This window comes from Micromonospora sp. NPDC048169 (assembly GCF_040652815.1).
In the GTDB taxonomy this organism is placed as follows: Bacteria; Actinomycetota; Actinomycetes; order Mycobacteriales; family Micromonosporaceae; genus Micromonospora.
This window is the reverse complement of the sequence record NZ_JBEZMS010000003.1, coordinates 18,220-41,727: the sequence shown is the minus strand read 5'-3', so window position 1 is coordinate 41,727 and position 23,508 is coordinate 18,220. Positions and strand designations below refer to the sequence as shown.

The 23,508-nt window shown below is 71.9% G+C and carries 18 protein-coding genes; 13 read left to right on the top strand and 5 right to left on the bottom strand.

Annotation, left to right across the window (positions count from 1 at the left end; all coding sequences use genetic code 11):
• Positions 1–189: 189 nt before the first annotated feature.
• Positions 190–1,239: a polysaccharide deacetylase family protein gene (locus AB0D28_RS03745; protein WP_357381884.1), complete on the top strand. Its 1,050-nt coding sequence runs from the start codon at positions 190–192 to the stop codon at positions 1,237–1,239.
• Here AB0D28_RS03745 and AB0D28_RS03740 read toward each other — a convergent pair.
• Both AB0D28_RS03740 and AB0D28_RS03735 read right to left on the bottom strand, forming a co-directional pair.
• On the bottom strand, positions 1,212–1,436 hold the full coding sequence (locus AB0D28_RS03740; protein ID WP_357381882.1) for a hypothetical protein: 225 nt from the start codon (positions 1,434–1,436) through the stop codon (positions 1,212–1,214). The genes AB0D28_RS03745 and AB0D28_RS03740 overlap by 28 nt on opposite strands.
• Positions 1,433–2,578: an OmpA family protein gene (locus AB0D28_RS03735; protein ID WP_357381880.1), complete on the bottom strand. Its 1,146-nt coding sequence runs from the start codon at positions 2,576–2,578 to the stop codon at positions 1,433–1,435. Before AB0D28_RS03735 ends, AB0D28_RS03740 begins: the two co-directional genes overlap by 4 nt.
• A 35-nt stretch (positions 2,579–2,613) precedes the next feature.
• On the opposite strand from AB0D28_RS03735, the gene AB0D28_RS03730 reads away from it, so the two are divergent.
• Positions 2,614–3,333 carry a hypothetical protein gene (locus tag AB0D28_RS03730; RefSeq protein ID WP_357381878.1) on the top strand — a complete coding sequence of 240 codons (720 nt, stop codon included), beginning with the start codon at positions 2,614–2,616 and terminating at the stop codon, positions 3,331–3,333.
• An 86-nt stretch (positions 3,334–3,419) separates the two neighbouring features.
• Positions 3,420–4,649: a hypothetical protein gene (locus tag AB0D28_RS03725; RefSeq protein WP_357381876.1), complete on the top strand. Its 1,230-nt coding sequence runs from the start codon at positions 3,420–3,422 to the stop codon at positions 4,647–4,649.
• A 7-nt stretch (positions 4,650–4,656) separates the two neighbouring features.
• On the opposite strand, the gene AB0D28_RS03720 is transcribed toward AB0D28_RS03725, so the two are convergent.
• Entirely contained in the window at positions 4,657–5,310 is a 654-nt protein-coding gene (locus tag AB0D28_RS03720; protein ID WP_357381874.1) for a 4Fe-4S single cluster domain-containing protein, read from the bottom strand.
• Complete coding sequence (locus AB0D28_RS03715; protein ID WP_357381872.1) at positions 5,303–6,565, bottom strand: hypothetical protein; 1,263 nt, start codon at positions 6,563–6,565, stop codon at positions 5,303–5,305. Before AB0D28_RS03715 ends, AB0D28_RS03720 begins: the two co-directional genes overlap by 8 nt.
• 81 nt (positions 6,566–6,646) lie before the next feature.
• Here AB0D28_RS03715 and AB0D28_RS03710 point away from each other — a divergent pair, with 81 nt between their 5' ends.
• The 4 genes from AB0D28_RS03710 to AB0D28_RS03695 are packed head-to-tail and all read left to right on the top strand — an operon-like array spanning position 6,647 to position 12,835.
• Complete coding sequence (locus AB0D28_RS03710; protein ID WP_357381870.1) at positions 6,647–8,926, top strand: protein kinase; 2,280 nt, start codon at positions 6,647–6,649, stop codon at positions 8,924–8,926.
• Positions 8,923–10,290 carry a hypothetical protein gene (locus AB0D28_RS03705; RefSeq protein WP_357381868.1) on the top strand — a complete coding sequence of 456 codons (1,368 nt, stop codon included), beginning with the start codon at positions 8,923–8,925 and terminating at the stop codon, positions 10,288–10,290. The genes AB0D28_RS03710 and AB0D28_RS03705 overlap by 4 nt, the downstream gene beginning before the upstream one ends.
• The gene (locus AB0D28_RS03700; RefSeq protein WP_357381866.1) at positions 10,287–12,236 is read left to right on the top strand and encodes an AAA family ATPase; all 1,950 of its coding nucleotides are present in this window, start codon (positions 10,287–10,289) and stop codon (positions 12,234–12,236) included. Before AB0D28_RS03705 ends, AB0D28_RS03700 begins: the two co-directional genes overlap by 4 nt.
• Positions 12,236–12,835, top strand: coding sequence for an FHA domain-containing protein (locus tag AB0D28_RS03695; RefSeq protein ID WP_357381865.1), 600 nt, complete (start codon positions 12,236–12,238; stop codon positions 12,833–12,835). Before AB0D28_RS03700 ends, AB0D28_RS03695 begins: the two co-directional genes overlap by 1 nt.
• On the opposite strand, the gene AB0D28_RS03690 is transcribed toward AB0D28_RS03695, so the two are convergent.
• Positions 12,774–12,968, bottom strand: a complete 195-nt coding sequence (locus AB0D28_RS03690) for a hypothetical protein (protein ID WP_357381863.1) — start codon at positions 12,966–12,968, stop codon at positions 12,774–12,776. The genes AB0D28_RS03695 and AB0D28_RS03690 overlap by 62 nt on opposite strands.
• Before the next feature lie 313 nt (positions 12,969–13,281).
• Here AB0D28_RS03690 and AB0D28_RS03685 point away from each other — a divergent pair, with 313 nt between their 5' ends.
• The 6 genes from AB0D28_RS03685 (at position 13,282) to AB0D28_RS03660 (ending at position 23,506) form a co-directional block, all read left to right on the top strand.
• Entirely contained in the window at positions 13,282–14,286 is a 1,005-nt protein-coding gene (locus tag AB0D28_RS03685) for a hypothetical protein (protein WP_357381861.1), read from the top strand.
• Positions 14,283–17,144, top strand: a complete 2,862-nt coding sequence (locus tag AB0D28_RS03680; protein ID WP_357381859.1) for an AAA family ATPase — start codon at positions 14,283–14,285, stop codon at positions 17,142–17,144. Before AB0D28_RS03685 ends, AB0D28_RS03680 begins: the two co-directional genes overlap by 4 nt.
• 37 nt (positions 17,145–17,181) lie before the next feature.
• Complete coding sequence (locus AB0D28_RS03675) at positions 17,182–19,668, top strand: caspase family protein (RefSeq protein ID WP_357381857.1); 2,487 nt, start codon at positions 17,182–17,184, stop codon at positions 19,666–19,668.
• A 39-nt stretch (positions 19,669–19,707) separates the two neighbouring features.
• The gene (locus AB0D28_RS03670) at positions 19,708–19,932 is read left to right on the top strand and encodes a hypothetical protein (RefSeq protein ID WP_357381855.1); all 225 of its coding nucleotides are present in this window, start codon (positions 19,708–19,710) and stop codon (positions 19,930–19,932) included.
• 130 nt (positions 19,933–20,062) lie between these two features.
• Positions 20,063–21,076 (top strand): hypothetical protein, encoded by a 1,014-nt coding sequence (locus tag AB0D28_RS03665; RefSeq protein ID WP_357381853.1) that lies wholly within the window; start codon positions 20,063–20,065, stop codon positions 21,074–21,076.
• A gap of 27 nt (positions 21,077–21,103) precedes the next feature.
• Positions 21,104–23,506: a CHAT domain-containing protein gene (locus AB0D28_RS03660; RefSeq protein WP_357381851.1), complete on the top strand. Its 2,403-nt coding sequence runs from the start codon at positions 21,104–21,106 to the stop codon at positions 23,504–23,506.
• Positions 23,507–23,508: the final 2 nt, after the last annotated feature.

The following is a 23,508-nucleotide window of genomic DNA, read 5'->3' as shown; positions in this document are numbered from 1 at the left end:
GGTAGCGAAGGACAGCACGGCACCGGGATGCATGGCGACTGACTAGGGGCTGACTCTTTCCGGAAAACTTCCGGAAAATCATTGACCTGTTCGAAACGCCGCTGCAATACTCCGAACACGGCGACATCAACCTGTGTCGATTGAAGCCATGCGTCGTCAGGTGTCACCCGTCCCAAGGAGGACCTGCGCATGTACTCCAGCATCGGCGGCTCCCGCCGCCCGTCCACCCCCCGAACATCGCGTCTCACGCGGTTGGCCGTGCTCGCCTCTGCCGTGGCGCTGAGCGCCGCCGGTCTCGCGGTCGCCGCCACTCCGTCCAGCGCCGCCGTCTGCAACGGGTACGTCGGCCTCACCTTCGATGACGGGCCGACCGGCAGCACCAGCGCACTGCTCTCCGTGCTGCGCGCGAACGGCGTACGGGCGACCATGTTCAACGTCGGGCAGAACGTGCAGAGCAACCAGTCCGCCGCGCGCGCCCAGGTCGACGCGGGCATGTGGGTGGCCAACCACAGTTGGAACCACGCGCACATGACCTCGATGAGCCAGAGCCAGATGCAGTCGGACCTCGCCCAGACCAACTCAGCCATCCAGTCGGCGACCGGCGTCCGGCCGCAGCTGTTCCGCCCGCCCTACGGGGAGACCAACTCGACCCTTCAGTCGGTCGCCACGTCGCTTGGCCTGCGCCAGGTGATCTGGGACGTCGACTCCCAGGACTGGAACGGCGCCAGCGTCAGCCAGATCGTCTCCAACGCCAGCCGCCTCCAGGCCGGCCAGGTGATCCTGATGCACGACGGCATACAGAACACCCGCGATGCGATTCCGCAGATCATGGCCAACCTGAGCAGCCGCAACCTCTGTCCGGGCATGATCTCACCGAGCACCGGCCGAGCGGTGGCCCCGGACGGCACTCCGCCGCCGACCACTCCGCCGCCGACCGGCACGCCGACCACTCCACCGCCCACCAGCGGGTGCACAGCGACGGCGACGACTCCCAACGTCTGGGGTGACCGGTACAACACGTCGGTGACGGTTCAGGGGGCCAGCAACTGGACGGTGGTCGTGGCGGTGACCGCGCCGCAGCGGATCGTCACTACCTGGAACGGCTCCCCCAGTTGGGACAGCACCGGTTACGTGATGACGATGCGGTCCAACGGCAGCGGCAACACCTTCGGCTTCACCACGATGATGAACGGCAACAGCGGTGCCAGAGCTCAGATCCGTTCCTGCACCACGGGCTGATCGTCGCTCATCTGACGCAGAACGGGATCGTGGCGCCCGAGCAGATGAGGGGCCGTTTCGGGAAACCGGGACGGCCCCTTCGCTTCGGGCACCACCGCCGTGAGGAAGGCCGGGCCAGGTCGATGAGGTCCGGCATTCGGGATGTCCGTCCAGGCCGCTGGGGCCGGCGCAGCCTCGCTCAGTTCCACGGTGGTCAACAGCTCACCTCGATCGTGACCATGCGGTTCTTCTGGTCGTACCGTTCGTCCGGAGGGGCACTCACGCTCGGGTACGGGCCCCAACCCATTCCCTTCGCGGTGATCCTGTTGGTGGCGCCCAGGGCGACGAACTCCCGCTTCACCCGGTCGGCGCGGCGTTGGGACAGGTCGCCGGCGCCGTAGTGGGCTACGTATCCCCTGACCACTACCTGCGCGGTGGGGTTACCGCGCAGGAACGCGACGAACGTGGCGAGGACCTTGCGGGCGCCGGCCGGATCACGGAGTTCCGCCTCGTCGGGGACGAATCCGACCGCGCCGCTGTCCGGGAAGACCGCAAGCGTGTCGCAGTCGGGCCGGATGTCGCCGACCACGAACCGCACCACGCTCACGGTCGGGCTGGTCACGGCGGAATCCGCTGTGTTGGCGCTCGAGTCGATCACCGGATCCTTCGCGCCGGCGGCGAGGACGATCTCGCGCCACAGGTTCACCAGGGTCGACCGGTTGCGGTCGTCGAGTTGCTCCTGCGGCATCGCCGTGTAGCCGAGGCCGGTCATGATGACCTTCCGGCCCCGGAGGTCGGGCAGCAGACGCTGCTGCCGGAGCAGCTTGGCGACAGCCTCCGGACGCCGCGACAGCAGGTCGTTCCTGCGGAAGTCGAGCGGGGCGGTGGTCTGCACGCCGGAGTCGACGAGCACCACCGTGCCGCCCGGGCCGGCCGCGTCCGACGCCACGCTCAGCGCCTTCAGCACATTCGCCTCTGGTGCCCCTGCCTTCGCGTTCGCGATCATCGCGCCGACCCGGTCCAGGAACGCCTTCTGGTCGATGGCGAAGTTGGACTTGGTCTTCGCCTGGGTGCCGAAAACCGCGTCGTCGACGATGCTGGGACGCCCGTCCACCCGGATCGTGGTGATCTTGCCGCAGCCGTTCATCGTGTCGACGATCAGCTTGCGCACGTCGGTGGTCAGGGCCGGGGCGGGGCTGTTGGCCCGGGCGCCGACCGCGATGCCGAGGCCCGCGGCGGCGGGTTGCGGACAGTTGAACGTGAACTCTTCGCCTATCAGCGGGATGCAGCCGGCGATCGCACCGACCAGCGGCACACACAGTGCCAGGGCGGCGATTCGGGCAGACCTGCGAGTCGTCATGTCCTGTGCTGACGGACCGTCCGTCAGCACAGGACATGGTGGCCACGAGCGACACGTCCTACCCGGCCGCGCTGCGCCGCGCGGACCGGAACCGGGGAACGCACGACGGCGAGCAAGGCATCCCGGCCCTGGCCGAGGTGCGGCGCCGCCAGGCGGAGCTGGCCGGCACCGGGGAGACCGTCACCGTCGGGTATCAGCTCGTCCTGCTCGCCGAACTGCACGAGAAACTCGACGAGCTGCACGCCGAGTTCCTCACGATGGGCCGGGCCGCGGCGATCGAGCTCGACCGGTGTGACGAGCGGCTCGAACGGGCTCGCGAGGACGTCGTACGGTGCGAGCAGCGCGTCGAGGCGGCACGGCGTCCGCTGACCGATGAGGAGCTGTTACCCCGCAACCGGGAGGAGCAGCGCTGGTCGGACGCGATGTTGCGGCACCGCCGGGAGGTGGCCCGCTCCCGGCGGATCACGCGAGCGCGGGAAGAACTCGACCGCGCCCGCGACCAGGTCGACCGCCGGCGGGCCGAACGGGTCGCCGCGGTGCGCCAGCACCAGGCGGCGGCCTCCGGTCCAGGCACCCGCGCCCGCGGCGCGGTAGAGCTGTACCAGCGGCGTACCGCCGAATATCTGGCCGCGCTGGCACGGGCCCACCCGCACGGGCGGACGCTCTACCCGCTGCTCACCCTCCCCCCGGTTGAACTTCCCACCTGGGTTCTCGAGACATCGTCCCCTTCCCCCGACACCGGGAGCTCGTCGTGAAGACGCCAAAGGAATGGAAGCGCCGTACCGAGTTGCGTCGGACCGCCAAGCGGCTCAGGCAACTGAGCCTGCATCGTGTCCCGGCGATGGACGACGAAGACCGGCTCAGGGTCCGGGTCAGGCGGCACCTCGCAACCGTCGCGCCGTTCGGCATCGACGGCGGTGTGATGAAGGCGATCGACGAGGTCATCGAGTCGCACGTGATCGAGATGAAGGCCGCGATCCTGCGCCACCACACGGCCGAGGAGGTCGAGCTGGGCGACCTGCAGGCCCGGATCGACGGCCTCGTCACCCAGTTCGACCACGAGTCGGAGGGCCGGGGCGGCAAGATCAAAGAGCTTGAGTACGTGAAGCAGCGGGCGATCCGCGCCGTCGAGCAGCGTGACACCCCGGAACCGGCCGGTCCCGACGGCGAGGAGGACTCGGGACCGAGCTACCAGACCGGCAAGGTCGGCGAGTTGGCCGGTCGCGGGTGGATCGGCCAGTTGATTCTTTACATCGTGCTGCTGTTCGCCATGGTCGCGGACCTCATCACCTTCAACCAGGTCGTCGAGCGGATTCTCAACGACGCGAGGGTGTGGCCGCTGGTGGCCGCCCTGGCGGTGACCACGACCTATGTCGCGCACTGGGCCGGTGAGGGGTTCAAGCACGTCAGGGAGCAGCGACGGAACGTCCGGCGCGCGGTGTCCGGCTGGTCGCTCCTCGGTCTGTGGCTCTCGATGGGGCTGGGCGCCTTCGCCCTCCGCCTCTTCGCACCCCCGCTGCCCGGCAACGACGCGCAGGCTTCGTTCATCAGTGGTGCCACGGAGTCCACCGACCCCAGCTCGGGCCTGGGCGCCATGGTGCTGCTCCTGCTCTATCTGCTCACCGGGGCCATCGCGTTCACCGCGGGGTATCGCCGGCCCCGCGAGGAGGTCGGGCAGGTCAGGCGCAGCGATCGGCGCCTCCGCCGGGCCCAGCCGCGGCAGGGGGCGCTGCTGCGCGACGTCGCCGAGGCGCGGACCCTCGGCCAGCAACTCGACCACCTGCGGGACAGCCGCAAACGGCAGTACATCGTCGAGGTCGAGCGGTGCGAGTCCGCGGCCCGGCGCGTCCGAGCCGAGGCGGCGATGCTCGTCCGGCGGTTCCAGGCGCCGCCGGAGTCGGGCTGGCGTCGGCTGATCCGCCCGCGCCGACCGGTGACCGAGCCCACCGAGCCGGGCCCCGACGCCGGCCCGGACGCGGGCCCGGACGCGGGGCCGGACGCGGGCCCGGACGCAAGGCCGGACGCAGGGCCGGACGCGGGGCCGCAGCGGGAACCGAAGCAGACGGACTGAGGAGCCGCTACTGGTGGCGCCAGCTCGCCGACTCGACGGAGTAGCCGAGCGCCGCCAGTCCTCGGTCGAGAGCACGCTTGGTCTCGGGACGGTTCGGAACGCCCGCCCACCACAGCCGGCCTTCCCGGTCGGCCTCGATCTGGATGGGCGGGTGTTCGGGCTCGTACTCGACGAACTCCGTGTAGCGGTCGCGCGCCAAGGGCGTACGCAGGTGCATCCGCTGGTTCGCCGAGCCGCGCCAGATGAGCCCGGTGGGGGCGGTGGCGACGTACCGCCCGGTGATCAGCACGTCGGCGAGCTCGGCCGTCTCCCGCTGCGCGGGATCCAACTCGTCCAGCTCGAACCCGGTGTAGAGAAGCACGTCGAAGGCGGCGCCCAGCTCCCGTACGCCCCGGAGCAGCGACCCGACCGCGGCGGCCTGCCGCAGTGGCTCGCCGCCGCTGACGGTCAGCCCGTCGGCTCCGGCCAGGACCGCCCGGCGGACGTCCCCGAGCAGGTCCGCTACATCGACCGGGACGCCGCCCTCGGGGTCCCAGGTGTCCTTCGCGATGCACCCGGGGCACGCCAGCGGGCAGCCCTGCACCCAGAGCACCAGGCGGTGACCGTAGCCCAGCGAGGTCACCGGGAAGTGGGCGCGGGCCAGCCGCAGGTGCTCACTCACCGGCCGGCTCCGGCTCTCGCCGATGCCGCATGACGGCCTCGGTGAACGTCGGATCCGCCACCGCCTCGATCAACCCCTGGTAGTACGCCTCCTCGGCGGCGCGGTAGGCGTTCCTGATCGCCGCTTCCTGTTCCGGCGCGACCACCGGGTCCCGATCGTCCGGCCCGTCGTCCATCGTGGTCATCGCCCGGTAGTCCGGGTTGATCCGGTTACCCATCCGCTGGGTCACCCCGAGAGTACGGTTGCGCACCCGCCGGCTGCGGGCGAAGGCCTGCTGGAACGGATGCGGCTGGGCGAGCCCCAACAGGTACGCCATCAGGCACGCCAGGAACAGCACCACGTCGAAGACGACGATCAGCGTCGCCGGGGTGAGCCCGAGCGCGGCCGTGCGGGACGGGTCGGTGGCGGCGTCGAACGGTGCCCCGCCGGTGACGCCGCGGTCGAACAAGCTCGCGGCGAGCAGTCCGAAGCCCAGGATGATCGCCATTGTGGGCAGCAGCAGGACGAAGGTCAGCGGGGCCAGCAGCCGGTCGAATCCGGTCGCGTGCCGGTTGCGGAAGAGCTGCCCGGCCATCAGCGGCGCGAGGACGGTCAGGGCGGCGATCGCGCCGGTGAGCAGCAGACCCGTGGTCCGTCCCAGCTCGGTCAACGGCAGGTACGCCCCGGCGACGTAGTGCTCGATCTCGAAGACCACCGCGACGAGGAAGATCAGGACGAGGATCCGCCAGATCAGACGCATCGGCGGCGCGTCGCCCTCCCACACCTCGCTGTTCAGTGGCGGCAGTTGCAGCCGGTCGGTGTCGATGTTCCGGCGGCGCAGGTGGGCGCGTAGCGAGTCGTCCTCGTCGTGCTGGTCACGGGTGGCGATCCGGGCCATCCGGTCGCGGGCCGCCCGCATCGCCAGGTCCGCCTCCCGCACGGTGTGGTGCAGGTCGACCAACCGGTCGGCGGTCTTCTGCTGCCGGTCACGGAGCTCGTTGAGGGCGGAGTCGCGCAGCCGGCGCAGCGTCTCGACGTATTTCGGCTCGCCCACCGCGTGCGGCGGGTCGCCCTCGTGCCCGAACGACCACCCGTCGTACAGGGCCTGCCGGCCGTCGCTCAGACCCTTCTCCCTGGCCTGCGCGACGAGTTGTGCGGCGTCGACCCTTGGGTTGACGGCGGGCCTGGGCAACGGATCGAGCAGACCCGCGTCGGGGTCGCGGAGAACGGTGAGGGCCTGGCCGAAACGCCGGCCCCACAGCTGCACGTAGCTCACTGGTCCGTCACTCCCTCTATGGCGGGGGTTGGTGGGTCACCAGAGTTCTGGCGGACCGGAGCGCGGAGGTGTGAGCGGCGGATGAGCCAGCCCGATCGACCGGCCGTGCTGGACGAGACCCTGCTGGACGCGGGGCGGACCAGGCTGTTCCCGCCGGCGCGGGGCGGCGACGCGTTGGACGAGACGCTGCTGGACGCCGGTCGGAGCCGACCGGACGACTGGCCCGCCGACGGGCTGCCGGTGCGGCTGGCCGCCCGTTACCAGCTGCTCCGGCGGTTGGAGCGGCCGGGACTGTTCGTCGTACGGGTCCGCGCGGACGGCACCGAGGCGGTCGTCAAGCGTCACCAGCTCGCCCGCCGGCCCGACCCGGGGCTGGTCGACTACCTCGCCGGCCGGCACCCTCGGGTGGTCCGGCACCTCGAGTTCGAGGCCGACTACAGCGTGATGGACTTCGTCCCGGGCCAGACCCTGCGGGAGCGGCAGCGGGCGGATTCCCGCGGTTTCGGGCTGGCCCAGCTCACCCCCGTGGTGCGGCAGATCGCCGCGGCACTGATGGACCTGCATGGTCACGGGTACGTGCACCGCGACGTCAAGCCGGCCAACGTCATGCTCGACGGGTCGGAGGCGACCCTCGTCGACTTCGGCATCGCCGGGCCGATCGGCGCGGCCGAGTGGACCGAGCCGATCAGCAGCTTCTATCAGCCGCCCGAGTGGAGCAACCTGGGACAGGTCGGCACGGCGACCGACTGGTGGGGCCTGGGGCTGACGATCCTCGAGCTGGCCGCCGGTGAGCACCCGTTCGAGGGACTGAGCGACGAGGACGTACGGCGCCACTTCGGGCAGACCCGGCCGATAGACGTCTCCGGTGTGCCGGACGACCGGCTGCGCGCCCTGTGCCAGGGGCTTCTGGTGACCGATCCGGCGGACCGCTGGGGCGGCACCGAGGTCGGGTTGTGGCTGGCCCGCCGCGCGCCGGCGCCGCCCCGTACCGCACCCTCGGCCGGGTCGACGCCGCACGCGGCGGAGAAGCCGTACCGGTTCCGTGGCAGCTCGTATCATCTGCGCGACGAGCTGGCGACGGCGATGACGACCGCCTGGAACCATTCCGTGCGGACGATCGTCGAGCGGGACGGCGGGCTCGACGGGTTGTCGGCCTGGCTCGGCCAGTTCGGCGACGACGACGCGGCCGAGGCCCGCCGGGTGGTGGCCGCCGTCGGAGAGGCCACGGAGTCCGGGCACCTGCGGCTGCTCCGGATCCTGCGCGCGCTCGATCCGGCCCGGCCAGCGGTCTATCGCAACCACGTCATCTCGCGCCGCGGCCTGCTCGCCATCGCCCAGCGGGCGCTGGCGAACGAGGGTGACAACGCCGAGGTGCTCAGTGACCTCTGGAACGGGCGGCTGCTGCGGGAGTTCGACACGTCGGCCCCGGAGGACGGCGAGCAGGGCGGTCAGGCCCTCACCGACCTGGACCGGGCCTGGCGCCGCGCCTATCGGGAGTGGCCCGAACTGGTGCGGCAGGTGACCGACCCGGAGGCTCAGCGGCATCTGCGGGACACCGTCACCGACCGGGAACGGATGGCGGTGTGCCTGCGCGTCGCACTGCGCCAGCCGGACGACCTGCGCGCCGTACTGGAGGAGACGCGGCGGACCGACGCGGAGCTTGCCTGGGAGGTGCCGTGGTTCACCGACCTGGCCCACGATCCCGCGACGGTCTGGGCGGCGCTGCTGTTGGCCGACCTCGCGACCGCGCGCGCCCGGACCATCGCCGACCGGGTCCAGGTTCGTGAGCTGGGCGAGGAGTCCGCGCGCGCGATAGCCGCATTCCGGGAATGGTCGCGCCGGCAGAACCGGCCGGTCGCCCTGGGCTGGGCGGTGACCGGCGTCTGCCTGATCGCCGTGGGCTGGGTCGCGGCGATCACCGGCGCCGACGCCGCCGGCCGGGCCGACGACCGGGTGATCGGCCTGGCCTGGGTGGCCGCTTCCTGCTGCCTCTCCGTCGCGCTGCTCGCCGAGAGTCTCCTCGCCGTCCAGATCGGTGGCCGGTTCCACAACCGGTACTCGATCCCTGGCGCGGGTGCGATCGTGCTGCGCCCGCTCGGCCGGTGGATGCAGCGATCGTGGGCCCCGGCGGCGCTGGCGCTGCTGGGGGCGCTGGCCGCGGTCGCTCTGGTGGCGAGCCTGTTCCCGCAGTACCTGGTGATCGCCACGACGATCGGTCACCTCGGGTGGGTGTCGCGCCGCTGGGCGGCGTGGCGCCGCCAGGTGGCGGCCGAGGAGGAGCAGATCGCCGCAGCCGAGCGACGCCGGCCGTCAGACAACGACGACGGCCCGGCCCGGGCCGCAGAAGGAGCGGATTCATGAGTGGTGGAGAGATCGCAGTGTTGCCGGTGGGCCTCATCGTCGCCCCGGTGGCGCTGGCTGCCGCCGGGGCCGGAGCGGCCGCGATGCTGGCGATCCGGGCGGCGCAGGCGGGCACCGAGGCCACCGGCCGGGCGCTGGAGCGATTCGGCGAAGAGATGGAGCGCAGGGCGGACGCGCAGGACGACGTGGAGATCCGGGCCCAACTCTGGGACCTGGCCGCGGGTTCCGTGGCCCGGACCAATGAGGACCTTCGCCTGCTGTCCGCCCGCGCCGCGAGGGCGGGCGTCCAGCTGGCCCTGCCCCGGCCGGTGGATCTGACCGGATGCCATCTGACCGGCGCGCCGAGCCTGGTGGCGCGGACTCAGGAGGCGCTGTCCGCAGCGCGGGCCGCGGTCGAGCGGGCCGAGGCGGCACGGGAGCGACAGCAGCTGTTGTCCCGGATGGCCGCCGGCGCTGCGGGAGAGCCGAGCGCCACCGAACTGCTCGCCCGCTATCAGGCGGTACTCGCCTCGCGAGGGCGGCACGAAAGCGCGGCACCGCCGGCGCCGGCGAAGGTCGACGGGAGCCGGTTGCAGGCCGACATCGACGCCATCCTGAGCCGCCTGCACACCGACGCCACGTCGGACGACCGGATCCAGGCGCTGGAGGCGGCGGCGAAGGCGGAGCGGAAGAAGCACTCCCCGATGGGGCGTACCTTCGTGGAGTCTCTCGCCCGGACCGTGGACGTGGATCTCAACCCGCGCATCGCGCGCCGTCGCGAGGCGGCGAATCTGCTGACCGCGCTGGAGCAGCCGCTCGTCGCCGAGGTGATAAACGACTTCGGTACGCCGCGGCCCCCGTGCTTCGACGCGATCGAACGGCTGCGAGCCGTGGTGCTCGGCGAGGCGGACCTCACCTCGGCCGATCGCCGGGATGCGCAGAACGCGTTGAACCGGGTGCAGGTGGAGCTGGACCGCCGGCGGCTGCTGGAGGGGGTGGCCGAGGCGTTCGGCAAGCTCGGCTACTCGGTCACCACCGGCATGCAGGTGCGGCGTCATGCCGCGCTGTTGGTGACCCGGCCGGACTGGCGGGGCGGTCACGTCGCCGACGTGTGGCTCGACGAGGCCGGCCGGGTGCACTCGCAACTGGTCCAGGTGGCCGCCGGAGCCGGCGGGGAAGCCGTCCGCTGCGCCGAGCTCAACGACGGCCTGCGGCGCGTCGGCGAGGAACTGGGCCGGCGCGGCATCGCCGCCCGGGTGCACGTGCCCGACGAGCCGGTTCGCGCCCTGGTGGACATCGATCCACGGTCGGCTGCCACGCCCGCACCGATCGAGGTGCCCGAACCCGTCCTGCGACAGATCGACCCCAATCAGGAGAATCGATGAGCACATCGTCCGAGTTCCTGCCCGGCTTCCCGTCGTTCGCCCAGGAACTGGCCGGGACCCTCGCCGTGCACTCCCAGTACGTCCTGTACGGCAACGTACGCAATCTCTATCTGGTGCCGGAGACCCGACGTCCCACCCCGGACGGTGTCCGTCCGGTTCCCCTGCTCGAAGTGCTCTGGCAGGCGTTGCGACCGTCCGGTTACCGCTGTCTGATCGTCTCCGACCAGGTCGACGGCGTCACCGTCTATCCGCCCGATGACCGGGACGCGCGCGCGGCCGCCGAGCAGATCCTCGGCCGGCGCATGATCGGGCGGAAACAAACCCTTGAGCGGTTGCGCACCTGCATGGCGCGGGTGGCCGGGGCGACCGATCCGCCGCCGATCGACGCCGACGCCATCCCCGGCGACCGGCAGCCCGAGGACACCCCGGCCGCGGATCCATCCGGCACCCGGGCCGCCCTGGTCATCGACTACGCGGCCCGGATCCCGCGCAGCCAGGCCGCGCTGGAGGGAGTCGAGCGGGACTTCTTCCTGTTCGCCCAGAAGCTGGCGGCCACCGCCGAGACCCACCTCGGCGGCCCGCCCGAGCGGCCGACCGACCTCTACAACCCGGTCATCTGGTTGTCCGAGGGCGAGCGGGACCTGCCGGCCTGGCTGACCGTCGGGATGGAACGGGTACGCACCATCGCCGTGTCCAACTGCGGCCTGGCCGACCGGATCAAGGCCGCCCGGTACTTCGCGCCGATCGTCACCGGCACCCCTCATCCGCCCGCCGCGACCGACCCGGGCGTGGTCCGGTTCGCGCAGCGCACGGACGACATGACGCTGCACTCGATGCGGGAGATCGCCCGGCTGGGCGCGGACCGGAAGATCCCGTTCGCCCGCCTCGACGAGGCGATCCAGATCTACCGGATCGGCGTGGACGAGAACCCGTGGCGGCAGGAGACCGTCCGGGAACAGATCGTCCGAGGCGAGCGGGAGATCCCGGGCCAGATCTTCGGTCAGGAGGCGGCCGTGGTGAAGGCGTTCGACATCCTCAAGCGCGCCGCGCTGGGCCTGTCCGGGGCGCAGGCGTCCAGCTCGGCGAAGCGGCCCCGCGGGGTGCTGTTCCTGGCCGGGCCGACCGGCGTCGGCAAGACCGAGCTGGCCAAGCAGTTGGCCATGATGCTGTTCGGCGACCCGGAGGCGTATCTGCGGTTCGACATGTCGGAGTTCGCGACGAGCCACTCGGCCGACCGGCTGACCGGCGCACCGCCCGGCTACATCGGGTACGAGGCGGGCGGCGAGCTGACCGGGGCGATCCGCCGCAAGCCCTTCTCGGTCGTCCTGTTCGACGAGTTCGACAAGGCGGACCGGCAGATCTTCGACAAGTTCCTGCAGATCCTGGACGACGGCCGGCTCACCGACGGACAGGGCGTCACCACGTACTTCACCGAGTGCATGCTGATCTTCACCTCCAACCTGGGCATCTTCCGGGACGATCCGCAGACCGGCGAGAAGATCCAGCTCGTCCACCCGGGGATCGCGTACGAGGAGCTGGAGCGCACCATCAAGGCGGCGATCAAGGACACCTTCACCCGCGAGCTGGGCCGTCCCGAGCTGCTCAACCGCTTCGGCGACAACATCGTGGTGTTCGACTTCATCAACGAACCGACCGCCCTCAGCATCCTGGACCGGCAGTTGAGTAACGTCCGGGACCGGCTGGCCCGGGAGCACGATGTGCGGCTCGACCTGGCCCCCGCAGCCCGGCAGCGTCTGGAGGGGTGGTGCACCGCCCCCGAGACGCTGACATACGGTGGCCGGGGAATCGGCAACGAGGTGGAGAGCAAGTTGGTCAACCCGCTCGCCCGCTACCTCTTCGACGCGGACGTGCGATCGGGCAAGGTACGAGTCGACGACATCGTCGCCACGGACGGCGTGGTGACGCTGGACGCGAGGCACGACTGATGGATACCGAGCTGCACTGTCCCCGCTGCGGGCAGAACTACCCGGCCGAGACGGGCTATTTCTGCCCGAAACATCCGGGCGAGGAGCTGGTGCCCGCGCCAGCCGCCACCGATCCGGTGCCGGCCGAGGCCGCGCCGGACACGCCCACGGGCGCAGCGCCGGCTCCGGCATGCTGGTCCTGCGGTGCCCGGGCAACGGACTTTCGCAACGACCGGTGCACAGTGTGCCACCAGTCGCTCGTCCCGCCGGCCCTGGTGATCAGCTTTCCGTCCGGCTCGGTGGTCGTACCGGCCCGGCGAAGCTCCGTCGAGCTGGGCCGGGCCGGTGAGCACGGGCACGTGTTCGCCGGCTATCCCAACGTCTCCCGGCGGCACGCCACGGTGAGCGTGGACGAGGAGGGAACCGCCTGGATCACCCCGTTCCCGGAGGCGCCGAACGGCACCTTCATCAACGGTACGGAGATCCACGACCGTACCCGGGTGCGGCCCGGCGACCAGATCCGCTTCGCCACCGACCGGGAACCGCACGTGGGCCCGATCAGCGAGTCGATCCGTCAGCCGGACCGGGATCGGCAGGGTCCTCCAGCCCGGCCAGCATGAGCCGTACCCGGCGCAACCGCTCCTCGAGGTCGGCCGTCACCGCGTCGGGGGTCGCCCCGGCGCGGATGGCGGCGGAGGTGGCCTCGCGCAGCTCCGACGCGAGGTATTCGCGCAGCTCGTCCGAAGCCGTCATGGTCGCCGTCCTGTCAGCCGATCTCGGTTGCCTCTTCGTCAGGATGCACCGAACACGGCTCCATCGGGAGCCGCTTGCGGTCAGGACGGCATCACGCTTTCGGGCCAAGTCGGTGACCCTCGGGCTACGCCGTTCATCCGCCGGAACCGGCCTACCCACCCTCCCCTGTGGACCGAGCGGCTGCCCGGACCGGCTGAGCCGCGCGCCCGTCCGGCTGACCGGTGACGCAAACGGATCGTCCCGCTGTTCACGCTGCGCAGTCCTCCGGGTCAGAGTTGGTCACCTTCGTTGGTCCGACTCCTAGGAGGGTGCCGTGCTCGGATCGACCCAAACCGACGGCGTCGAGGAGGTCCGGGATCTGGCGCGTCGCGGCCTGCTGGCCACCGCGATCGCGGGTGCGACCGGGCCGCACCGGTCGCGGTTGACCGGCGCGACCTACTCGATCGCGTGGCCGGTGGTCTACCGGCGGCTCACCCGGCGGATCGAGATGCGGCGGGGCCACGTCGGCTGTGCGGCATCGGTGACCCGGCTGAGCGACGAATGCCTGGATCGCTTCGAGAACGACGTCGAGGCCGTCGTCGACGACGTCACCCGCAGGGCGAGCACGCGGATCGAGAACCTGGAGGGTTGGATAGTCGGCCGGCTGGTCCCGGCCACAGTCGACGGACATCGTCGGCGGCGCGGGGCGTACGGCGCGCTTCAGCGACCCCGGGTGCCGTCCTGGCTCGCCACCGAGTTGAACGGGGACGCCTGGCTGATCGACCTGGCCACCCAGATGCTCGTCTGGGTGGGCACACCGGTCACGGCCGGTCACGACCTGTGGCCGACCGACAGCTGGGTGGCACGGCACTGTGAGCGGCACGCCGGCGGATCGTACGGGGAGGCCGACGTACGGGCCGACATCCGGGCCGTGCTGCGGGCGATGGGCCGCCGGCCGCGGTGGTTCGAGCGGTACGTCGAGACACCGCTCGGTCACAAGCAGGCCCCGGTCGCCTCGGCGGAGCAGGTCGACGACCTCACCGAGACGCCAGTCGATGCGTACACTGAGCGCGAGCGGCTCCTCACCGCCCTGGCGCACAGTGCCGTCGAGCTGATCCGGGCCCGGCTGGCCCGGGGTGAGCCGGCACGCGTGGTGGTCGCCGAGGTGCTGAACGCGGTGTTCGGCGCCGACGCCGGGGGCGGCCCGATCGGGCGGGCGTACGACGACCGGCTCGCCCTGGTGCTGCGCGACGCGGGCGAGCTGGACCGGATCGTGGCTGTGGTTCGGGAGGTGCTGCCGGCGGGCACGACGGACGACCCTGGGGGAGGTGGCAGGTGACCGAGGAGTCGCCGTTCGTCGGTCGTCCGAACGAGTTGGAACGGTTGACGCGGCGGCTGTCCGAGGTCCGCAACGGCGCTGCCCGGACGGTACTTGTCGGCGGCGGGCCGGGTCTGGGCAAGACGCGGCTGCTGAGCGAGTTCCTGCGCGGGGAGCGGCCGGCCGGCATCCACGTGCTGGCCGGGGCATGCGAGGAACACTTCGGTGATCCCATGCCGTACGGACCGCTGATCGAGGTGCTGGACAACTTCGGCCTGGAGTACGGCGAGGGCCGGGCCACCGAGCTGGGCGGCCCGGCGTACCGGAAACTGACCGCCTTCTTCGACCTCGGCAACGATTCCATGGGCGTGCCCTTGCAGGTCTTCCTCGCGGTGCGCCGGATGCTGGACCACATCGCGACGGACGCCCCGGTGGTGTTGATCCTGGAGGACCTGCACTGGGCCGATCCGTCCACGCTCGACCTGGTGCGGCACCTCGCCCAGACCCGCGCGGAGGATCGCCGGGTGCTGCTGGTCGGCACCTACCGGCCGGTGGGGCGGGCCCACCCGTTGTGGCAGCTGTTCGGTGGTGCCACCTTCATGCGCCGCACGGACCGCTTCGAGCTGCGGCCCTTCACCCTCGACGAGATGCGCGAACTGCTCGGCGAGGTCGACCGCCGGCTGGCCGAGCGGTGTCTGCGGCTGTCGGACGGGATTCCGTTCTATGCCGAACAGCTGATGGCCACCGGCGCGCTGGCGGGCGGGGACGAGGACATCGCGTTGCCGCCCGACATCCGGTCGATGATGCTCGGCCGCCTCAGCCAGTTGACCGAGGACGCGTTCCGGGTCCTGCAGACGGCGGCCGTGGCCGGTCGCGCGATGAGCCGGCAGCTGCTGCACGCGGTCAGCGGCATGCCGGCCGAGACTCTGCGGGACGCGCTGCACGAGTGCGCCGACCACCAGATGCTCAGCGCCGGCCAGGGGGTGTACCGGTTCCAGCACGCGCTGCTGCGCGAGACGGTCCTGCAGGAGACCGCCCCCGATGTTCGCGTCGAACTGCACGTCGCGATGGCGGAGGCGCTGGCCGCCGACTCCCGGTTGTGCGTGACCGAGGGCTCGGCCGCGGCCGAGCAGGCGATCCACTGGTACCAGGCGGGAGTGTGGCCGCAGGCGCTGACGTACGCGGTCGCGGCCGGTCAGGCCGCCGCCCGCACGTTGGCGTTCCCCTCCGCCGATCTGCAGTTCGACCGGGCCCTGCGACTGTGGCATCGAGTCGAGGACGCCGAGGCGCGGGCCGGAATGCCCCGATTCCGGCTGCTCGCCGAGGCGGCCGCGGCGGCGCGCTGGTCCGGGCGGGTCGACCGGGCGATCGAGCTGGTCGAGCAGGCCATCGACGCGCCGGACCACGGCGGCGACCCGGGGCAGCTCGGCGAGCTGCACGAGCGGCGGGCCAACTACCTGGCCGAGGCGGGCAGATGGGCCGACTCCGCTGCTGCCTTCCGCGAGGCGGCGCGCCTGCTGGCCGACCGGCCGCCGTCGGCCGTGCAGGCCCGGGTGCTGGCCGGCATCGCCCTCGCCCACCTCCAGGCCGGCCGCTACGAGGAGGGCGGAAAGACCGCCGACGAAGCGCTGGGCATGGCGATCGAGGTGGGGGCGTACGCCGAGGAGGGCCGCGCGCTCAACGTCTCCGGGCTCGCCCTCGGCATGCGTGGCGATCCCGAGGGCGAGGTGCGGCTCCGCCGGTCCATCGAGATCGCCCGGTCGGTGGCGCACATCGAGGACCTGCTCCGGTCGTACGGAAATCTGGGGTTGATCCTGGAACACGCGGGGAGGCTGCGTGACTCCGCCGAGGTCACGCGGGACGGGCTGGACGAGGCACGCCGGCTCGGCCTGACCGACAGCCGGCAGAGCACCATCGTGGCCAACAACGCCAGCGCCGCGCTGGTGCTGCTGGGCGAGTGGGACGACGCCGAACGGATCATCACGGAGGCGATCCAGGATCTGCGTCCGGCGGAAAGCCTGTATCCCCGTCTCACGCTCGCCGAGATCCAGGTGCACCGTGGCGATCTCCGGCGAGCGAGCGAGCTGCTCGCCTCGATCGACGACGTGGAGCACGGGGCCGATCCGCGATTCCTCGGGCCGCTGCACGCGATCCGCGCCGAGCTGGCGATCGAGGAGGGCGATCTGACCCGCGCGGTGGCGGAGGTGGGCCGGGGGCTGGCCGCGGTGCGCAAGGGTGAGAACACCTTGGAGCTGCTGCGGTTGTGCGCGGTCGGGATGCGCTGCGCCGCCGACCAGGAGGCGGCGGACGCCGGTGACGGCCTCGCCCTGCTGGCGGGCGAGGCCGTGCGGCGCGCACCGGTGTCGGAGGAAACCGCCCAGCTGGCGCGGCTGCTGGCGGCGGAACGGCGGCGGATCCGCAGGACCGACACCGCGCGGGTCTGGGGCCAGGTGGCCGACGGATGGGCGGCGCTGGACCGGCGGTTCCCGGCCGCGTACGCCCGGTGGCGCCAGGCCGAGGCCGCGTTGCGGGCCGGCGAGCGGGCCGGGGCCCGGGAACCCGCCCGCATCGCCTACCAGACGGCGACGGAACTCGGTGCCGCACCGCTGCGCGAACGGGTGCGGACGCTGGCCCGCAGGGCCGACCTGGACCTGGGTGATCGCCCCGCGCCCGCTCGGCTTCCGTACCAGCTGACCCCCGCCGAACTGAACACTCTCCGCCTGCTCTATCAGGGCAGTGACGTGGCCCGGATCGCGAGCCAGCGGGACGTGTCCAAGCGGACTGTCGAGACCCAACTGGGCCGGGTTTACAAGAAACTCGGTGTGCACAGCGCCGTCGAGGCGATCACCCGGGCTCGGGAGGAACACTTCTTCGACTGAGCGCTCATGCCCGGCGTGCCGTCCGTCAGAGATGGGCATGACGGGTAAGGCACTTCTGATCGGTGCGGCGACCCACGGTCTGACCGGAGTCCGCAACGACGTCAAGGCGATGGCGCAGACCCTGAGGGCGCGTGGCTTCGCGGTCCAGCAGCTGGTGACGCCGCAGGCCACCCGGGCGGGAATCCTCGACGCGTACGAGAAGCTCATCGCCGACGCCACCCCGGACGAGGCGTACGTCGTCTACTACAGCGGCCACGGCGGTCGCATCCGGGGGACGGACGGACGAACCATCCAGTTCATCGTCCCGGACGACTACTCGGACTCCGACGACGACGACTTCCGGGGCATCACCGACCCGGAGCTGTCCGTGCTGCTCGCCCGGTTGACCGAACGCGCGCCAAACGTCACCGTGGTGCTCGACTGCTGTCACGCCGCCCACATGTCCCGTCAGTCCGGCCCACGGGTGCGGGCCCTGCTGCGGACGAAGCCGGGACAGTGGCAGCCGACGTACGAGCGCGTCGAGCGGCACGTCCACCGCCTCGTCGCCGGCGGCCTGGCCATCGACCGACGCCCGCTGATCGGCAACGACCTGGCGGTCCGGGTGGTCGCGTGCGCGCCGACCGAGGCGGCATTCGAGGACGCCAACCCCGACGGCGTCCAGATGGGGCTGCTCACCGACGCGCTGACCCGGGCGTTGCGGGAGACGGACGGGCTACGGGTCAACTGGTCGACCCTGATGGACGCCGTGCGTCGCCGGGTGCAGGCGATCGTCTTCACCCAACGGCCCGAGGCAGAGGGGCCGTCGAGCCGGGTGCCGTTCGAGGTGACCGAGCTGGATCCGCTGGACACGCTGCCGGTGACGGCCGACGGTCCGACCCGGATCCAGCTTCTCGGTGCGCCGCTGCTCGGGGTCGAGGTAGGCGACGAGTTCGCGATCGGTGCCGGCGACACGGACCTCGGCACGGTCTCGGTCACCCGGCTGCTGCCCACCGCGGCGGTCGCCGAGCTGCCGCCCGAGCTCGCCGGGCAGCCCTTGCCACCGGGCGCGCGGGCACGCCGGGTCCGCGCGTCCGCGCCCGCCATGCCGGTACGCCTGCCGGCCGGCCACCCGGCGACGGCCGACCTGATCGAGGCGCTGGCCGCCCGGCCCATGCTGCGGCCGGCCGACCCGGGCGTCCGGGCGACCGTCGAGGTGGTGGCGGACGAGCAGGGCCGGCTCGTCATCCGGGACGACTACGGCCCGTTGCACGCGCCCCGACCGGCGACCCGCGCCGACATCGCCGCGATCGTCACCAACCTCCAGCGGATCGCCCAGGCCGGCGCGCTGCGGCGGTTGGCCGGCGACCCGGACCGGTCGCTCCGGCACGACGTACGTATCGAGTGGGGGCGGGTGCGCGACGGGCGGGAGGAGCCGCTCGAGCTCACCGGGAGCCTGCTGTTCGCCCAGTCCGATGAACGCGTCTGGTTCCGGGTGCGCAACGAGGGCGACCGCGCGGTGTACGTGTCGCTGATCGACATCGGCATCTCCTCCCGGATCGCCGTTCTGAACCAGTCCGACCCCGGCGGCATCAGGCTGGCGGCGGGTGCGTCCTACACACACGGCTGGGACGAGGACCGGCGGCGGTTGACCGGCGTGCCGATGACCTGGCCGTCCAGCATCGATCCGGCGGTACCCCGGCCCGAGACGGTCCTGGTGCTGATCAGTGACGGTCCGGTGGACGTCTCCGTGCTCCAGCAGCGCGGGCTCCGCGACGGCCGGGCCCGGTCGGGGCTGGAGAACCTGCTCGCCCAGATCGCGGACGGGATGAGCCGCGAGATCGGTGACGCGCCCGCGTCCCAGGTCCGCTACGCGATTCAGCCGATCGACTTCGTCGTCAGCCCGACCCCTCCACCGATCACCGAGCGGGCGACGTTCCTCGTCGACGACCGCCCGGCCCAGCCCATCCGGCTGCTGGCGCCGCGCGGCACGACGCCGACCCGGGTGGCGGTCCGCATCGCCGAGCTGACCGTGCACCGCAACCGGGCCCTGGGCAGCGCCGACGTGCGGGTGGACGCGGTCGTGCTCACCGGCGGACCGGGCAGCCAGCCGGTCTACCGGGCGGCGACGATGCGGTTCAGCAACGTACGGGACGGCGAGCGGCTCCCGCTCGACGACGTGCTGATCTATCACGGCCCGGCGGTCGACTTCCTCGACATCGCGGTCTGGGTCTCCCGCGACACCAGCGGCAGCCTCGCCCTCAGCGCGCTGCTCGAGCAGCGGCTCACCAGCCCGGCGGTGCAGGAGGCCGGTCTCCAGGTGGCCGGGCTGGCGCTGACCGCCCCGCACGCGGCCATGGCGGTCGCCGTTGCGGGCGCCGGGGCGGTCCTGGTCAACACGGCCTACGAGCTGCTCACCGGCGTGGTGGGCCCGAGCATCGGGCTGTACCGCACCTCGCTGCTCGCCCAGGAGCAGTTCGGCATCGGCCGCCACGAGCGGCATCCGCAGGACTTCTCGTTCACGTTCACCGTCGACGAGGTGACCTGACCGTCCACCCGTTCACATCACCGGAAGGATCCAAACCGCATGGACAAGAAGCTCATCATCGGCCAGTCCGAGTGGTCGGTCGCGGACGAGGACGCGCAGGACGTGTCCCACGCCGTCGAGGACGCGATGGTCAACCGCACCACTGTCCAGCTTCGCCTCTACAACAAGGAGCGGCGTCCGGTCACGGTCTACCTCAACGGCGCCACCACGGCCTTCGTGGTGTTCGACCCGCACGGGGATCCCCGTCCCAGCCAGATGTCCTGAGTCTTTCCGGCGGCCCGTACGTATCGTGCGGGCCGCCGTACGTAATCCCCGGTATCTCGCCGCCGGCGCCTCCCCGCGCCTCGCCCCTGCCTCGACCATCGAGGCGAAGGTCGAGGCAGGAGGGGTTGTCGTGGCAGATTCCCAGAAGCAGTCAGCCGGCGCGGACCGGGTCCGCGAGCTGGCCCGGCAGGGACAGCTGGCTCAGTACTTCCGGCACGCGTCAGCCGAGGAGCGCCGGCTTCTCCGCAGCGGCGCCTTCGAGATCGCCTGGCAGCTCGTTTTCCTGCGCGTCACCCAGCCGATCGAGCGCAGGCGCCGCCACCTGTGCGCCAAGGGCCTGCCCTGGCTCGCCCCGGACTGCCTCGAACGGTTCCACCACGACGTCGAGGCGGTCCTGGACGACTTCTTCGCCCACGCCGATGTGCCGATCGAGAACCTGGAAGGCTGGCTGGTCCGGTGGATGCAGCGCGCCACCGTCGACGGCTACCGCCGGCGCCGGGGCGAGCGCGGGGCTCCGCAGCGTCCGCGTGTGCCCAAGCACCTGGTCGTCGCGCTCGGCGACGATCCGTGGCTGGTGGAGTTGGCCAGACTGATCCTCGACTGGGTCGGCACCGAGGCCACCGCGGGCGGTTCACTGTGGCCGCTGACCGGCTGGGCCGAGCGGCGTGCCCGGTTCACCGGCGACCAGCACGGCGGCGAGCCGGCGGTCGCCGCCGAGGTGGAGGTCGTCCTGGCCGCGATGCGGCGCCGGCCCGGATGGTACGAGCGGACTGTGGAAGCACCGCTCGGCCGCAAGCAGGCACCGGTTTCGTTCTCAGCCGGTCATCCGGAGCCCGAGCCGCTCGTGCTGGTGGCCCGGCACGAGCGGGACGACTCGCTGCTGCAGGAGCTGGCCGCGCGTGCGATCGATCTCATCGAACGGCGGATGACGGCCGGCGAGGACCCGCACGTCGTGGTCACGGACGTGCTGAACACGGTCTTCGGTGAGCTGACCACCGAGCACGACCTGGACCGTCCGCCGGGCGAGGAAGCGGTCGACCCGGATCGGGTGGCCGCCCTCATCAGCGACCGGAAACGGCTGGACGACATCGTCGCGACCGTCGTCGAGCTGCTCGGCCGGCGCGATCGTCCGTCAGAACCGTAGGAGGCGAACGCAGGGAGGCGGACATCGATGAGCCGGCCGGACGAGACGAACGTCGCCCGACGGATGCGCGGGATCAACCGGGTTCTGCGGCTGCTGGAGGCCGCCGCTTACCGGACCATGACCGACCCTCGCGCGGCCATCGCCGAGATCGATGCGGTGATCGCCGAGCACCGTGGTGACCCGCAGGTCGAGGCGCTGGCAGAGGTCGCCCGCAAGGGCCTGGAACTGGCCGCCGGGTACTCGATCGGTGACGGGAGCCGGCTCCGTGCCTCGGTGACGGAGCTGGGCGCGATGGTCGCGGGTCACCCGGAGGGCGACCAACTGATGGGACTGCTTCCGGGCTACCTGGACGCGTTGCAGACGCAGCAGGGCGGGGACACCTCGGCCGCCGTGGCGATGCTGGCCGACCTGGCGGACCGGACGAACGAGCTGCCGCAGGGCAACCTGCTGCGCCAGTCGATGGCCGAGGTCATGCCGATGATGCGGGCGCTGCAGGCGGCAACCCGTGGTGAGGCGAGCGTGCTGCCGCTGCCGCGCGCCGGGTCCTCCGACGCGGAACGCGCCTTGCACCTGGCGGCTCGGGGCGGCACGGCCCTGCGGATGGGCGACGAACGGGACGAGGTCAGGATCGCCGCGGCGATCGCTGATCTGCGTGAGGCGGTGTCCCTCACCCCGGAGGACCATCCGGACCACGTATTCCACCTGGCGTCGCTGGCGCTGGGCCTGTACCACCGCTCGACGGTCACCGGCTTGCTGTCCGACGTGAATGAGGCGGTCACCGTGCTGGAGCGGGCACGGGATCTGGCCGGTGGTCCGGGCAATCAGTACTGGTCGTACGTCACCGGCATGCTCGGTCAGTTGCGGAACCGGTTGGGCGAGGCGTCGCCCGCCCGGCTCGCCATGCTCGAAGGGCTCCGTGGCTACGCCTGGCGGGTGCTGCTGGAACCCGACCCGGCCACGGCGCGCGCCGTGGCCGGGCATGCGGCCACCGAGGCGATCGTGACCGCCAGCCATTGCCTGGTGGAGCAGCAGCCCGAGGACGCGCTCCGGGCGCTGGACGGCGGACGCGCCCTGATGCTGTTCGCCGCGACCGAGCTGCGGGATCCGGCCACTCGGCTGACCGCCGCCGGTCACCCGGAACTCGCCGCCCGGTGGCGGGCGACCGACACCCCCGACCCCCTGCTCCGGGAGGATGTCCTGCAGGTCCTCGCACGCGACACCGGGCTGCTCGACCCGCCCGGCCTCGACGAGATCCGGGACGCCCTACGCCGGCTCGGCGTGGACGCGCTGGCCTATCTCGTACCGGCCGACCCGCTGACGCCGGGCTGGGCGGTGATCGCCCCGGCCGCGGGCGAACCGTGGTTCTTGGCCCTGCCGAACCTCACCGTCGGCGAAGGTACCGATGTCGAGCGGTACCTGACGGCCGTGGCCGGTCGCTCCCCGGACCACACGACGCGCGAGGTCGGGACGGACGATCCGGCCGAGTTCGCGGACCGCGTCGACGCGCTGTGCGGCTGGGCGTGGAAGGCCGCGATGGGGCCGCTGGTCGAACCGTTCCTCAGCGCCGATCGCGTGCCACGTCTCGTGCTCATCCCGATGGGCGACCTGGCCCGGGTGCCGTGGCAGGCGGCGCGCGACCCGGGCGGCACCTACCTGGTGGAGCGGGTCGCGCTCTCCCAGGCCGCGTCCGCCCGGATGTTCTGTGACACGGCCGCGGCCGAGCCGGTCCGGTTGACCTCGGGCGGCATGGTGCTGGCCGACCCGGACACCGGCCGGCGTGCGGCCGACCTGCGGTCGGCGCGGCTCGAGGCGTACGGGATCCATCAGTCGTTCTATCCCGCCGCCACCTACGTCGGGCGGTGGCCGAACGGAAGGGTGAGCCCCTCCGGTGCGGGTACGCCCGCCGACGTACGCTCCTGGCTGCTCGCCGACGCCACCCAGGCCGGCACGATGCTCCACCTCGCCTCGCACGGGGTGATCGAGACGGCTCGTGCCTCGACGTCGTCGCGCCTGCTGCTGGCGGGTGGGGACCTCACCGCGGACGAGCTGATCACGCTGCTGGCCGATCCGGACCGGCATCCGATCGGGCTGGTCGTGCTTGCCGCCTGCCACACCGGCCGCTCGATCCACGGGTACGACGAGGCGTACAGCCTGGGCACGACGTTCCTGGCCGCGGGCGCCCGCTCGGTGCTCTCCACCCAGTGGAGCATCCCGGATCAGGACACCTCGCTACTCATGTTCATGTTCCACCATTTCCTGACGACCGAGCACCGCGCTGTCTGGGACGCACTGCGCCGGGCGCAGGTCTGGATGCTCGACGGTGACCGGCAGCCGCCCCGAACCATGCCGGGCCCGTTGCGTCGCATGCTCGCGGACACCGACCCGGCGCGGGTGGTGGCGTGGGCCGGCTTCACCCACTGGGGACAGTGACC